The 14444-nt window shown below is 61.0% G+C and carries 13 protein-coding genes; 5 read left to right on the top strand and 8 right to left on the bottom strand.

The genetic code is table 11. The features are described from left to right. Positions 1–107 precede the first annotated feature (107 nt). Entirely contained in the window at positions 108–1070 is a 963-nt protein-coding gene (locus tag M0D64_RS11180) for an anti-sigma factor (protein WP_266257718.1), read from the top strand. Between the two features lie 220 nt (positions 1071–1290). Here M0D64_RS11180 and M0D64_RS11175 read toward each other — a convergent pair whose 3' ends face one another. Together M0D64_RS11175 and M0D64_RS11170 are read right to left on the bottom strand one after the other, a co-directional pair. Beyond that, the gene (locus M0D64_RS11175; protein ID WP_266257717.1) at positions 1291–1794 is read right to left on the bottom strand and encodes a DUF3455 domain-containing protein; all 504 of its coding nucleotides are present in this window, start codon (positions 1792–1794) and stop codon (positions 1291–1293) included. Positions 1795–1849: 55 nt separating this feature from the next. Continuing rightward, a complete protein-coding gene (locus tag M0D64_RS11170; RefSeq protein ID WP_266257816.1) occupies positions 1850–2482 on the bottom strand; it encodes a superoxide dismutase in 633 nt (210 codons plus the stop codon). A 459-nt stretch (positions 2483–2941) separates the two neighbouring features. Here M0D64_RS11170 and M0D64_RS11165 point away from each other — a divergent pair, with 459 nt between their 5' ends. Continuing rightward, entirely contained in the window at positions 2942–3208 is a 267-nt protein-coding gene (locus M0D64_RS11165) for a hypothetical protein (RefSeq protein ID WP_154559715.1), read from the top strand. A gap of 94 nt (positions 3209–3302) precedes the next feature. Here the strand turns inward: M0D64_RS11165 and M0D64_RS11160 are convergent, their stop codons facing one another. The 6 genes from M0D64_RS11160 to M0D64_RS11135 all read right to left on the bottom strand — a co-directional run bounded on the left by M0D64_RS11160 (position 3303) and on the right by M0D64_RS11135 (position 11354). Beyond that, positions 3303–5537 carry a S8 family serine peptidase gene (locus M0D64_RS11160; protein ID WP_266257716.1) on the bottom strand — a complete coding sequence of 745 codons (2235 nt, stop codon included), beginning with the start codon at positions 5535–5537 and terminating at the stop codon, positions 3303–3305. Between the two features lie 48 nt (positions 5538–5585). After that, positions 5586–6836 (bottom strand): phosphatase PAP2 family protein, encoded by a 1251-nt coding sequence (locus tag M0D64_RS11155; protein ID WP_266257715.1) that lies wholly within the window; start codon positions 6834–6836, stop codon positions 5586–5588. Between the two features lie 51 nt (positions 6837–6887). After that, entirely contained in the window at positions 6888–8669 is a 1782-nt protein-coding gene (locus M0D64_RS11150) for an adenylate/guanylate cyclase domain-containing protein (RefSeq protein ID WP_154565004.1), read from the bottom strand. 346 nt (positions 8670–9015) lie between these two features. Then, the gene (locus tag M0D64_RS11145) at positions 9016–10047 is read right to left on the bottom strand and encodes a LuxR C-terminal-related transcriptional regulator (protein WP_154565002.1); all 1032 of its coding nucleotides are present in this window, start codon (positions 10045–10047) and stop codon (positions 9016–9018) included. A 46-nt stretch (positions 10048–10093) separates the two neighbouring features. Beyond that, on the bottom strand, positions 10094–10321 hold the full coding sequence (locus tag M0D64_RS11140; RefSeq protein ID WP_154565000.1) for a hypothetical protein: 228 nt from the start codon (positions 10319–10321) through the stop codon (positions 10094–10096). A gap of 109 nt (positions 10322–10430) precedes the next feature. Then, the gene (locus M0D64_RS11135) at positions 10431–11354 is read right to left on the bottom strand and encodes a LysR family transcriptional regulator (RefSeq protein ID WP_154564998.1); all 924 of its coding nucleotides are present in this window, start codon (positions 11352–11354) and stop codon (positions 10431–10433) included. A gap of 174 nt (positions 11355–11528) precedes the next feature. Here M0D64_RS11135 and catA point away from each other — a divergent pair, with 174 nt between their 5' ends. The 3 genes from catA to benB all read left to right on the top strand — a co-directional run bounded on the left by catA (position 11529) and on the right by benB (position 14421). Next, positions 11529–12464 carry a catechol 1,2-dioxygenase gene (gene catA, locus M0D64_RS11130; protein ID WP_266257714.1) on the top strand — a complete coding sequence of 312 codons (936 nt, stop codon included), beginning with the start codon at positions 11529–11531 and terminating at the stop codon, positions 12462–12464. Positions 12465–12577: 113 nt separating this feature from the next. Continuing rightward, positions 12578–13936, top strand: coding sequence for a Rieske 2Fe-2S domain-containing protein (locus M0D64_RS11125; RefSeq protein ID WP_266257713.1), 1359 nt, complete (start codon positions 12578–12580; stop codon positions 13934–13936). Beyond that, positions 13933–14421, top strand: coding sequence for a benzoate 1,2-dioxygenase small subunit (gene benB, locus M0D64_RS11120; protein ID WP_054035207.1), 489 nt, complete (start codon positions 13933–13935; stop codon positions 14419–14421). Before M0D64_RS11125 ends, benB begins: the two co-directional genes overlap by 4 nt. Positions 14422–14444 lie beyond the last annotated feature (23 nt).

Below are 14444 nucleotides of genomic sequence, written 5' to 3'. Positions count from 1 at the left end.
AGTCCGATGGAATAATGCCGGCCCACGGGTGTTGTGTCATTAGCCCCTATGGCGTCATGCAGGTTTGGGCGAGGCGTCCCATTCCGCGAAGAGCGAAGACAGGCCTTATGAATCCGGACGACATCGAACTGATGGCCTACGTGGACGGCACACTGCCCGCCCATGCACGCGAAGCCGTGGAGCGCGCGCTGAACGACTCAGCCGACGCCATGCTACGCGTCGAGAGGCTCAGGGCGTCGCGTCTGCCCTACGCGGAAGCGTTCGCGCAGCAGGCTCTGCCGCCGGTGCCCGAAAGCCTGAGGGCGCGGATTGCCGGGATGGCACGCGCGGCACAACAATCTGCGCAAGATCCCGCTCGGAACGAAGCGCCGGGCCGGCAAGACGCGGTCGCGCCGGCCGGGCGCGATGCGAGCGCCAACGATGCCGCCGTGCCGCATCTTGCCGGCGCCGAGGCGTCAGCGACGATCCGCTCGCGCTTGCGCATCGCGCCCGCGTGGCTCGCCGTCGCGTTCGTCGCGGGGGCGTTCACCTGTGGGTTCGTGCTGCGCCTCGGAAGCGGCACCGGGTCTGCGTCCACGGTCGGCGCATCGGTGGCGTCGGTGGCGTCAGTGGCGTCGGTGGGAACGGGGGTGTCGCCCTGGGTCATGGCCGCCGCCAGTTATCAACAACTCTATTCTCGCGACACGCTCGCAAATATCGAAGCCGACCCGGCGTTGGTGGCGAAAACCACCGCGCAGATTCGCGACGACGACGGCCTCGCCGTTCGCATTCCGGACTTGAGCGCCTACGGCCTCACGTTCAAGCGCGTGCAGCGCCTGCGTTTCAACGACAAGCCGCTCATTCAGATCGTCTATCTGCCCAAACAGGGCGCGCCCGTCGCCTTGTGCGTGATGAAGGAAGCCAAGCCCGACGCGGGTACGGCAACGCGGCAGGTTGCGTCGATGACCGTCGTCACCTGGCGTCAGTCCGAACTCGGCTACGCGCTGATCGGACCGCCCCGCGGTCTCGATCTGCATGCGCTGGGCAACAGCATTTCCACCCGCCGCACCGCGCCGCTCTTCGGGACCTAGCCTGCGCCCTTTTCGCTCGCTGTCCTCGATGCGCCGTTCTTTCAGCCACGGAGTAATTCGGGCGCTTCGCTGTTGTGTTGAAGAGACCGGCGTTGACCGGCATCGTCAACCTGCGAGCAAAGCACATGACTTATCGACTGCGGGCATGGACCCTGGGTATCGTTTTGCTGGCTGCGCTGACTAGTCATGGGACTCAAGGGGTACCATCCGCTGCCGCTTACTACTTGAAAAATGTATAGGTGGCGATGTACGGCGAGCTGCCTGCCGCATGTTCGACGGTGCAAGGTGCTGTCGGCTTGGCGCCGCCTGCGGTCATCGTGCGTTGCACGTAGCGCACCTCGCTCAACATTCCCTTCGCGCCCGTCGAGCGTGTTTCCAGCAGGAGCTGTGGCACGCCGTTCTGCGTTTCGCTTGGCATCTGCGCGAGGACATGACCGACGATCCGGCTGCCGTCGCGGGCTTCCCAGGAGGGGCCTGCCGAATGCTCGATCACGGCGATCCCGGCCGTATCGAACAACGTGGCGCGCGGACTGCGGAACACCCAGCCGAGCGTGTGGTTTGCATCGTATTCGCAGGAATAAATCTGGACGCCGGATGCGGCCGCGCTCAAGAGCGCTCGTGCATCGGGCGGGTCGATCGGCGCAGCGCCGGCCGGCGTGCCGATTACTGCCAACAGCCATACGGCGCTGATTGAATGGCGTATTCTGCGTGGCAAGCGAACCATGGCGATGCTCCTTTTGACCCGATACGATGAAAGCGTGAAACTGCCCCGCGACTTGTCAGACACGGTCAAGATTGGCTGAGGCGAACGCCCAGTTCAGGTGACGCGAAACCGTCGCGACCAGATAGTCCGGTCGACGATTCTGATAGTCCAGGTAGTACGCGTGCTCCCATACATCGACGGTTAGCAGCGGCACGAGTCCGCGCGTAAACGGCGTTTCCGCGTTGCTCGTCTTGACGACCGCGAGTTCTCCGCGATCGAGCACGAGCCATCCCCAGCCACTGCCGAACTGCGATGCCGAAGTCGCGACGAGCGCCTTCGCGAGTGCATCGACGGAACCGAACTTACGGGCGATCGCCGCCTGAAGCTTCTCGCTCGGCGCGCCCGGCGCTGGACTCAACGAATTCCAGTAGAAGTTGTGGTTCCATGCTTGCGCGGCGTTGTTGAAGACGTCTGCGAGCGCGGGCTGGTCATGCGACTGCATGATGATCTGCTCGAGCGATGCCTGTTCGAGCGGCGTGCCGGCAAGGAGCTTGTGCAGATTGTCGAAATAGGCCCGGTGGTGCTTGCCATGATGTATGCCGATGGTGCGCGCCGAAATGGTCGGTTCGAGTGCGTTTTCTGCCCACGGCAGCGGCGGCAGTGTTTGCGGCGACGAGCCGAGAAATGCCGGAACGACGCTCGTTGCCATGCTTGCGGCGGGCTCGGCGCCGCTGGCGGCCGCGCCGTAGGCAAGCTTCGAAAACAGCACGCTGAATGAGGCCATGGACCCCGCTGCCATCAGACGCCGCCGGGAAATGAGGGTATTGAGCATGTCCGAACCTGTTGTTGTGTGGGCGACCGGTTCACCCGGGCTGCTCATACAACAGCTCGTCATTGCGATCTATTCCACGTCGCTTCGAAATCTCCCCGCGCGCGGAAAGCCTCGCGTTCTGCTCCTCGCGCCCCTCCTCGTCTATCACCAATGCCATATAGCCGAGCCCGCGCCCGACACACATACTGCAATCAACCTAAGCGTCTCTGCAACCCCGCCCGATCGCACTCACTCCGTTCCACGGAGCGACCCGCTTTCTCCCTGGACACGGCGCACATCGGCGCTTCGGTTCGGCGCAGCGGGTGCATGCGCCGCCATTTCGAAAGGAGAGTCAAAATGAAGACAGCACTTTTACTGGTCAGCGGCGTGCTCTGCGCGTGCTCATGGCAGGCAAACGCGCAGGAAACCACTGCGCAACAGCCGCCGACGGCAACCGAAATCCTGAACAGTTCGCAAGGGTCAGACATGTCCACCAACTCGATGTCGGGCGGCGCCGCGATTCAACAAGGCAAAACCCGTGCCGATGTCTATCAGGACCTCGTGCGCTCGCAGCACAACGGAGAAGCGGCAAGGCTCCAGCAGCTTTTCAAGGGAGGTCAATGATCTTTCTGTCCGCTCCGGAGCGCGGCAGCGGACGCACGTGACGCACAACGAGGGCCGGGGAACAAGGCCCGGTCCTCGATGCGTTATGGCCTCGCTACAGCTTGATACCTCTTTTCTTCCAGCGCGGCGAAGGCAACCTGCCGGAGCCTGCCCGAATCTCAAGCAGACGCGGCACATAGGCATGTTGACCGAGCGGCACCGGTGGTGGATTCAACGTGCCGAAGCATGGGCCTAGCAGGTGAGGGACCGCCGCGACCTGATCTGGATCGAGGGAATTCGCCTCGGTTTCAATCCACACGCGAGCGGAAGGCTGAGGCGTGAACGTATTGGGCTGCAATCCATTCGCGTACTCGATGATTTTTTGCCGCGCCAGCAAGCGGGCCACCTGCGGCGCCGCGGCGCTGGTTCCGCTCAACGCAACGAGGCAGCCGCTGCGCGTACTCGCGCTCAGCACGCCTGCGCATGCGACGGAGTCTTCGCTGACCGCCGCCGCATCCGGACCCGATCGCTGCGTCGCCAGAAGAGAAGGTCCGGTCGATGAGTAGGTCGCAGCGCGTCCGTCAGTCCTGCGATAGGCACCGACCACGACGGTGTGCTCGCCGGTCGCAATGGAACTCAACGTGCCACTACGCTTGATCCACGTCGACGGATTGCCTTCGTCGAAGTCCCGCACGTGGGCCCCAAAAACAAACCGCTTGTACGCCAGATCCTCGAAGCGCGACTGGCGCCCTCGCAGTGGATAGCCGTAGGCCGTTTCATTACGCTGTACCCACGCATGAATCTTCAGATTGTCACTCGACCCGTTCGTCAGCGTCACGGTCCAGTTGCCCGCCGGCGCCGGATCGCGCTGCGGATGATTCATCGTTGTAGGGGCGAGTGCGATCAGGATCATCTTGCAGTCCCCCGTGGCGACGCGATCCAGATAGACGGCCGTACACAGCACATTGCGCCCCGGTTGCCACGTGTAGAGATTCTCGACGGGAAACGCGGGGCTCGTGCCTCCTCCCGGAGGTGTGATCTGAACAGTCAGATTGGATGCGTCGACATTCTTCGGCAACCATATCTCAAGAAAACCGGGCGTGGCGCAATCGGGCAGGACGCGCCACGTAAGCGGGCTCGACGTTCCTTTCTCAAGCTCGAGTTCCGCATGACAGCGCAGCATGTTGCTGTTTCCCGCGGGTACGACGATCGATAGATCGCGATGCAGGCCGATCAGTTCATCCATCGCGCTTTCTATGATCGAACTGCCGTCGTGCGGACCCGCCATATAGCCGTAGCTCAGGTTGAGCACAACCGAGTACCCCGCGCCGTCGGCAAGATCGTCGGCGCGACGCAGGAGGTAGCGGATCGCGTCGAGTGCGTGAACGGCGAACCAGAGCCCGGACGTGTCGCGAATCGTTCGCCCTGCCGTCTTGAACTGGACGCACAGGATACGCGGCGGTTGAACCGTTCCCGTCCGCTCCCCTTCCAGGGTCAACGCGGCGGCCTCGATCTTGTTGTGCCTCACGCCGCACGCGAGATCCATGACCTCCGTGCCGTGCGCCCAGCGTTTGCGCGCACCGACGTAGCCGTTGAGCCGATACACGGCGTCTTCGTCCACGAGCCCTTTGCTCACGCACTGCTTAAGCAAGCCGTTTATCTCGGCGCGGGTTAGCTCACGCCCGTAGTGCACGCCAAGCGGCGCCGCCGCCGCGTCATCCTGATTCCAGAAGTATTCGATGCGGGTCGACGGAATATCGGCGACGGAACGAAAGCGTTCGTGAGCGAACGCCAGTCCGTCGTCCATGACACCCATGAACACGGCGTGCGGCGCGTCAGTGGCCACTGCGCCCGGTTGAACGACGGGACCGAAGATGGGCGGCGTTCCCGGCATGGACGCTTCGGAACCAGGAGCCACAGACTGCACCGCGTCGCCAGGAGCGATCGGCATCCCGAGTTCAAAGCGCTTCACGACACCCTTCATTGCGCCATCGATTTCGGTGAAGAACTGCTTTGTCACGATCGCAGTCAGGAAGCGCGACGCTTCCAGATCATGCGGCGGAAAGCGATAGACAGTCGATACTTGAATCCAAGACTTCCACGCGGCATTCGCGTTTTCCAGACTCTCCGCGAACGTCTGCGCGGTAAGGGGCGGAGCGCCCGCCACTGGCCAGTGCGCTTCCAGTTCAAGGATGACGCGCACCCAACCGGTGGGTTGCCCACCGACGTGAGCAAACGCCGTTGTGTCCGCCCACGCCAGATAGGGGTCGGCGCGGGTGCTGTTAGCGGCGCGTCCGATCCAGTTGAGACCGCTCCACGCGCCGCCGCCCGCCAAAGATTGCCAACTCATATGCCACCTCGTATGCCACCCTTTCTGCACGCATCGACACGCTTACGGCTAACGCGTGTTCTGGAGACTCTTACCCGTCCACTCGCTCGCCGCTTGGTTCCATAGCCACCACAGAATGTCGGATCCATCCACGGCCGTTTGCGCAGCGTCCCAGTCGATGAACGAGAAGTAGGCCCGCACCTGGGGCGCGGTCATGGCCGGATTGTTCAAGATATAGGTAGCAACATCGGCGTCGCTCAGCGGCTCGTGATAATCGAAATCCGGGTTGCCGTGCGGACCGTTGGCGTTGATACCGTTGCCCTTGAAATAGCGCGGAGTAATCATGCCGTTGCCGCCAAGCTTCGGCTTACACCGCGCGACAAAGTATTCCCCGAGTGAAGTACCAAGCACGTGCCCCGCAATGCTGTCGATCGGAAAATGCACACCCGCCACCGTTCGATTCACCGCGACACGGTACGCCTGCCTCATCGCCTGCTGATGGAATACGGAGTTGGGCTGCGCATTGAACAATGCGCACAGCACTACCGCGATAATGAACGCCTGAGTCGAATGGCCGCTCGGTAGCGAGCCATGCCCCGGCGTCTGGATCATCGGCTGGACCTGGGTCGAGTACTCGATGGCCCTTTGCGCCGCTATCGCATGCTTGAAGCGAATTTCCGCGAAGATTGCGAACCGCACAGCGGCATCGAGCAGTTCGAGCGTCTTCGGCGTGCGGCTCGGGTGCAGATAGATGAGGGTGCTCCAGAATGCCACTTGTGGGCCCATCTGACACAGTATCTCAGCGGCGCGGTCCTCGCGCAGGTCCGAATAGAAGTCCAGCCAGTCGAGTTGTTTCGTGAAAACGGCCACGTCCGGGCGGCTCAAAGAGACGACTTTCACGTCCGCGCCGCCTGACGCGGCCCGATGAGACAGCATGGCGGTGTAAGGGTCGGGAAACGAAAACTTCAGACTGGTCAGCAGTTCGAAATCGAACACCGTCGCGCGCACCCAAGGTTCCCATCGCCACAGTTGAGCGGGATCGTCGAGCGCAGGCGGCTGCGGTGTGGTGAGATCCTGCAGTTTCTGATTATCTTTGTTGAGCGTCACCAGCTCCGGAGTCCGCCAACTGCCCACTATCCCGTCGCGGTGTCCCATCAGCGCTTCCGCGAGAAGCCGCGGGTCGCCCGAACTGCCGCCGCCCGCATCATAGACGCCACCCGCGCCGCCACCGCCGGGCGGAACGCCAGCGCCGCCAGCCCCACCAGCTCCACCTGCACCGCCTGCCCCACCCGCACCACCCGCACCACCAAGTCCGCTCACGATATGTCTCCTCTCTCAGGGATCCAGCACCGCATTCATCGCTTCTTCTATCTAGCCAGGCAATCCCGCCTGACGGAGTGCCTCCGACCAGATCTTGCCGGTCTTGTATGCGCCGCTAGGCGAGCGTTCAAGATAACGTCGCACCGTCAGCGCCGGCTCGATGGCCAGCACTTCGCCGACCGTCAAACGCGCCGCCTCGACGTTGCCGAGCAGCGACTGCGCAATCGCCAGCGCGCGTAACGTGGACGTGTTGGTACGGTTCACCCGCAGGGACCGTTGCGCCAGTTCCACCGCGCGTTCGTATCGGCCCGCGGATAGCGCGGCCGTTGCGCCTAGCGACTCGTAGAAATAGCGCAAGGGATCGAGCGGCGAAAGCCTGAGGGCGTGCTCAGTTGCGTCGACAGCCTCCTCGCCCTCGCCTTCGAATGCGTGCAGCGTGCCTTTGAGCAGCCATGCAAGCGAATCGTTGGGATTGACCGAGAGCGCGAGCGCGTAGCGCTGCTGCGCGACGTCGAGCTGCTTGAGCAGATTGGTGTGCACGAATCCGTCGATGGTCAACGCGAGCGAACACTCAGGATCGGCGTCGAGCGCGCGCCGCGTGCATTCGAGCGCCACATTTGCTTCGCCGCTGCGGTCATCGGTCCAGCCGCGATTGAAGCGCAAGACATGCCACTTGGCGAGCCACGCATGCGGCAATGCCTGTCTGCCCGCGCGTTCGATCACCACGTCCAGCATGTCCCGCGCACGGTTGAAGTCGTCCGCCACGCCGCGGTGCATCAGCACGATGGCGCTCATCAGCAGTGTCGAGATTTCGAGCGTGGGCAACGCCTGCGATCGTGCCCGATGCAGTTCGCGATTGATGATCGCATTGCTGACCCCGCCGACCACCCGGCCGATCAGCTCGTCTTCGCCGAGCATGATCTCGGAAGTGCGGCCTCTGATGCTCTCAGTCCACAAAATGTGACGCGATTTGGCCTCGGCGAGCTCGGCGACGAGCACGAACTGATCGCCCGACATGCGATATGCGCCCGACAGTACGTAACGCGCGCCGAGAAATCTGCTGATTTCGTCGAGTGACGCGCCGCGCTCGCGAAACGCGGTCGTGGACAAACGCGAGATCACCAGAAGCTCGGCCGTGCGAGACAAGGAGGAAATGATCTCGTCGGCGAGCACTTCGCCGAGCATCTGCTGTTCGACGTCGCCGCCGCGCAAGACGAACGGAATCACCGCAATGGTGGGCCGCAGCTCCGGCAAAAAAGCGGCACCACGCTCGATCAGCGGACGTGGACCGGGCGGACCGATCCGATAGGCGTGCACCGGATGCTCGAAATGCTTCAGATGGCATTCGCCGAGGTCGTCGATTTCCGCGTCCAGTTCGGAAGTAAGCTGATCCCGTACCTGCGCGGACACCACGATCTCTCCCGGCCCCGCCAGCGTGTAGAGGCGCGCAGCCAGGTTGACGCCGCGACCGTACACGTCACGCTCGTCTTCGTACAACTCCGTGATGTGCAAGCCCATCCGCAAGAGCATGTGCTTGCTCGCCGGCTCGCCTGCGTTGACCTCGCGCGACGCGCGCTGGATCGCGAAGGTCGCGGAGAGTCCATCCTGCAGGCGCACGAACGTGACCATGAGTCCGTCGCCCTCAGTTCTGATCAGGCGGCCGCCATGCGCAGGCACAAACTCATTCTCGATCTGCGCCTTGAACGCGCGCCAGCGCCGCGCTGCTTCGACCTCGTTATCCTGCATCAGCCTGCAGGACTCAACGAGATCCATAAACAGTACGGCGCGAACGACACAAACCAGTCCATCCGGCGAACGGGGGAAATCTGCCATCACTTTTATTCAAGCCATTTTTTGCGTGCACGGGTCTTATACGCAACGGACTTAACTGTCCCTGCGCATTCTTTCAAATGTCACGTCGGAAGAGCTGCGCCCACGCAAGCGCAACCTTTCAGCGTTGAGCCGAAATGCTCGAAATGGTGAATCTCGCCGCCTGACGGAGCGACGCGAACGCGCGGCCGATGTCTTCAGGAGACTGGCGATTTGTATGTGTTATAGATCAAAAAAACATTGGAAAAACGGCTTTTTTCACCCGCCATCCGCTTTATGTCAGTCGATATCGGACAAAGCCAAAGCACACTGAAATACCGTGTCTGCAATAAACGTTCGACAGTCGCAATTAATGCCTCGTGCGCAGCTTATCTGCCTCCAATCGGCGGGTAATCAAGTGGATCAGATAGGTGGCGAATTCCGGGTCCTGGTAATAAAGTCGCATCGCGTCGGTCGACGAGACCACCAGCAACTCGCATTCGCTCTTGCAACGCGCCGTGCACGTGCGCCGATGGTCCGGAGAGAAGAGCCCGATTTCGCCCAGTATCGTGCCCTGCCCCACCTCGATGCCGATCTCCTCGAGCATGACCGTTCCGTGCACCACGTAGTAAAGCGCATCGCTTCGGTCATCTTTGTGAAAGAGGACGTGGCCGGATTGAAAACGGGTGGGCGTCGTATAAGTCAGCAGCCGACTGATCGAAAGCTGGCCGTCCAGCGCCTGGTGAAGTTGCACATCGCCGACCTTCTGCAACCGCGCCGCGGCAACGCTCGCCTGCCCCCGACTTCCGACCTTGAGTGCTTTGTACACCGTATATAAGTGCACTTTTACGGTGCCTTCCGTAATGTTCAACTGTCGCGCGATTGACTTGTTCGAATCGCCGCGCGCCGCGAGCGCCAGCACCTGCAGTTGGCGAGGCGTCAGAAAGTGGGGATTGGGATCGGCCGCGACGGCGGACCTTTGCAGCGCGTCGGTGGAAGCGGTAGCGGCGGTGGCCGCCGACCAGCGAATGGCCGACGGCAGATACCGCCCGCCGGCAACGAGGAGGCGCAGTGCATCGACCAGTGCATTGCTCGACTCCGATTTACCCAGGTGACCTGCAACGCCTGCCGAGATGAATTGCTCGACGGCCTGAGGATCGACCGAGGTCAGCAGCGCAAGCACGGGCACGTTCGGTGCACCGCGATGAGAAGCGCTTGCGGTAGTGAGCGCCTCCGGCAGGTAGTCACCGTCGAGCACGAGTACGTCGACCGTTTGCCCGCTATCGATAGGGCTCAACGTGTAGTCGGCGCATTTCACTTCGGCGCCGTCGGCCACCTCGCCAAGCAGACGTGCGACGCCATCGCGAAACAAACCTGCGGGCGCAATGAAAAGGATCAGCATGAGCCGTGCGCGCCAGACGTGGCGCCTCGGACTGATCGACCTCTCTTCACGACAGCGAGGCAAGCATGATCGACAATCTTTTGATGTGAGCCCTGAACGCGTCGCTCGCTTCCCGATCGGTTGTCGGATTCAGGTGCGAAGTCCCCGCGAGTTCGACCTGCTCATGAAAATCGTTGGCGACCGCGCGTCTGATGTCCGGTGGTAACGACCGTACGATGGAGACCAGTAAAGCCTCTTCGGCGTGAATCATGCCCAGAATCGAATGAGTGTCCATGGAAGAATCCCCGTTGAAGGCGTCGTAAGTACACTCTAGTACACGCCGGTCAATCGTTTCAGGCTACCTGGGAGGTTTCCTACTGATGGCCTCGGACAGTAAGCGAGTATCACCGCCCGGCATCGTTACGGGGCGCGTAAGGCACCCTTTCCTCCTCGTACAACCGATAGATGAGTTCAAGCAGTTCCCGAAGGTCCCGCGACTCGTCGAGCATTCGCGTGCTCATGATGATTGGGGAAACCAGAGTGGGGTCGTCCAGTTCCTTGTAACTCACGTCGTCTCGCTTCAGGCCATACACGCTACTCGGAACGACAGCAATTCCTTCCCCCGCTGCGACGAGGCCTAGCGCAATCTGCAACTCCCGTACTTCATATATCCGGCGAGGCTTGAGACCACGGTCTGCGAATGCCGACAGCACCTGGTCTGCATAACTGGGCCGCGGCGCCTTGGGGAAAATAATCAGCGTCTCGTTGATCAGGTCGCTGAGCGCGAGGACGGGCTTGCCCAATGAGAGTGCATGGCCCTCCGGGAATGCAACAATCATCTTCTCCTCGCGAAGAATCACCCGGCGGATGTTTGCGTCCTCATGGCGGATACGGCCGAACCCGACATCGATCTGGCCGTCTTTCAGCGCGCGAATCTGGTCCATCGTCGACATCTCATGGAGGCTGAGTTCGACGGTCGTGTTCTCGTCGCGAAAGCGCCGGATGATTTTTGGCAGCATGCCGTACAACGTTGAACCCACGAAACCGACAGAGAGGCTGCGCTCGATGTTGCCCACACGCCGCGTCATTGATTCGAGTTCGGACGTCTGAGCCAGCAACTGGACAGCATGAGCATAGAAAAACTTGCCCGTCTCCGTTAGCTTCAACGGGCGCGAGTCGCGCTGGAATAACTGCACCTCGAGAATCTCTTCAAGTTGCTGTATCTGACGGCTCAAAGGCGGTTGGGCCATGTTCAGCCGCTGCGCCGCGCGCGTGAAATTACGTTCCTCGGCTACGGCGACGAAATAGCGAAGATGGCGCAGCTCCATTTCAATACCTTGTAGATATAGACCAATACTAAATCAGTGTTGGACGAGGCCTTCCGGCGTCCACTATTCTGCATTCACACTCTGTTTCAGCACCCATTATACCTTTCAAGCATATCCAAGAGGGCGCTAAACCAAGGGTTTACCCCCAAATAAAATAGAGATTCAGGAGCAGACATGAGCGTCAAAGTGTTTGATACGAAGGAAGCGCAGGACCTGTTAAAGGCTGCTGCCAACGTCGGTAGCCAGGACGGCAGTGCTCGCGCCAGGCAGATTGTCCATCGCCTGCTGGGCGATTTGTTCAAGGCCATCGACGACCTTGACATGACGCCCGACGAAATCTGGGCCGGCGTTCACTATTTCAACAAGCTCGGCCAGGACGGCGAAGCGGCGTTGCTTGCCGCTGGTCTCGGTCTGGAGAAGTATCTCGACATTCGCATGGATGCAGAGGACAAGGCTGCTGAAATCACCGGCGGCACGCCGCGCACTATCGAAGGTCCGCTGTATGTCGCCGGTGCGCCGGTGCGCGATGGCGTGTCCAGGATTGACGTCAATCCCGATCCGGATGCAGGCCCACTCGTCATCCGCGGCACCGTGACCGGCCCGGACGGCAAACCCGTTGCAGGTGCGGTGGTCGAATGCTGGCACGCTAATTCAAAGGGCTTCTATTCGCACTTCGACCCGACCGGCGCGCAAAGCGAGTTCAACCTGCGCGGTGCGGTCAGCAGCGGCTCCGACGGCAAGTACGAATTCCATACGCTCATGCCGGTGGGCTACGGTTGCCCGCCGCAGGGCGCGACCCAACAACTGTTGAACGTGCTCGCCCGCCATGGCAACCGCCCGGCGCACGTGCACTTCTTCGTCACCAGCGACAAGTACCGCAAGCTGACGACGCAAATCAATATTGAAGGCGACCCGCTGATCTGGGATGACTTCGCCTACGCGACCCGCGAGGATCTGATTCCGCATGTCGTCGAAAAGACCGGCGGCACTGCGTTGGGTATGAAGGCTGACGCGTACAAGGAAATCGAGTTCAACATCGAGTTGACTCCACTGGTTCAGGGCAAGGATAACCAGGTCGTCCATCGTCTGCGTGCGTCTGCTACCGCCTGACCGCTGAACGCGGCAGCTACGTCGCACCACTGCTGCCGCTCAATCCTTCGCAAGAATCTTTCGACACCGATGCGCGTGCTCCATCACCTGGCGCACGCGTAGGGAGAGCACTCATGTCTGCAATTATCGACAAAGCCTCGCAACTGGATGAACTGCTGCATACCGCCGTTCAGGACGACAAGCAGAACGGTGTATTCCGTTGCCGCCGCGACATCTTCACCAACGCCGATCTGTTTGAACTCGAGATGAAACACATCTTCGAGAGCAACTGGGTGTACCTGGCTCACGAAAGCCAGATTCCCGACAACAACGACTACTACACCACCTGGATTGGCCGCCAGCCCATCGTAATCACTCGCGACAAAAGCGGAGAACTGCACGCGGTCATTAACGCCTGCGCGCACAAAGGCGCCATGCTTTGCCGGAAGAAGCACGGCAACAAAGGCACCTTCACCTGTCCGTTCCACGGCTGGAGTTTCGCCAACACGGGCAAGCTCCTGAAAGTGAAGGACGTGAAGACCACCGAATACCCGGTGCAATTCAACACCAACGGCTCGCACGACCTGAAGAAAGTCGCGCGCTTCCAGAGCTATCGCGGCTTCCTGTTCGGCAGCCTCAACGCGAACGCGATGCCGCTGGAGGACTACCTCGGCGAGACCAAGGTCATCATAGACCAGATCGTCGACCAGGCCGCGAACGGGTTGGAAGTGTTGCGAGGCAACTCCTCGTACATCTACGACGGCAACTGGAAGATGCAGATGGAGAACGGCTGCGACGGCTACCACGTCAGCACCGTGCACTGGAACTATGCCGCGACGATGGACCGCCGCAAGGTCGATGGCACGAAGGCTGTGGATGCGAACAGCTGGAGCAAGTCGGTAGCCGGCGTGTACGGCTTCGACCACGGCCACATTCTGTTGTGGACCAAGACGATGAACCCTGAAGTGCGACCGGTTTATCAATACCGCGAGGAAATCAAGGCACGCGTCGGCGAAGTGAAGGCGGATTTTATCGTCAACCAGACTCGAAACCTGTGCCTGTATCCAAACGTGTTCCTGATGGACCAGTTCAGCACCCAGATTCGCGTGGTACGTCCGCTGAGCGTAGACAAGACCGAAGTCACGATCTTCTGCTTTGCCCCCAAGGGTGAGAGCGCAGCCGACCGCGCTACGCGCATTCGCCAATACGAGGATTTCTTCAACGTCACGGGAATGGGCACCGCAGATGACCTTGAAGAGTTCCGCGCGTGCCAGGCTGGCTATGCCGGCACCACGGCGATGTGGAACGACCTTTCGCGCGGCGCGCCGTTGTGGGTCGAAGGTCCCGACGCGAACGCGAAAAGCATGGGCATGAAGCCGCTCATCTCAGGCGAGCGCAGCGAAGACGAAGGCCTGTTTGTGTGCCAGCACGAATACTGGGTTCAGGTGATGCGCGACGCACTGAAAAAAGAACAAGAGGAGACCGTGGCATGAGCTTCGACTACCCAAAAATCTGCGCCACGCTGTACCGCGAAGCGCGCCTGCTCGACGACCGCCAGTGGGACGATTGGCTCGCCTGTTATGCCGAGGACGTCACCTACTGGATGCCGGCGTGGGACGACGACGACCAGCTCACCGATGACCACGAGAGTCAGATCTCGCTGATGTATTACCCGGACCGTGGCGGCCTGGAAGACCGGGTGTTCCGCATCAAGACCGAACGCAGTAGTGCGTCGATGCCCGAACCGAGAACCAGTCACAACGTCACCAATGTAGAAGTGCTGGCCGAACGCGGCAACGAAGTGGACGTGCGCTACAACTTCGACACGCTCAGCCACCGCTACAGAATCAACGACCATTTCTTCGGCACGATGTTCGTTACGTTGCGAAAGGTCGACGATGCCCTGTTGATTGCCAGCAAGAAAATTGTGCTGAAGAACGATTACATCCGCCAGGTACTCGACATTTACCACGTTTGATGTCGCGCCCCGGGAGGAAACTG

The organism is Paraburkholderia sp. WS6 (assembly GCF_030464835.1).
In the GTDB taxonomy this organism is placed as follows: Bacteria; Pseudomonadota; Gammaproteobacteria; order Burkholderiales; family Burkholderiaceae; genus Paraburkholderia; species Paraburkholderia madseniana.
Note: the sequence above shows the minus strand (reverse complement) of the source record. Positions and strands in the feature narration are given on the sequence as shown.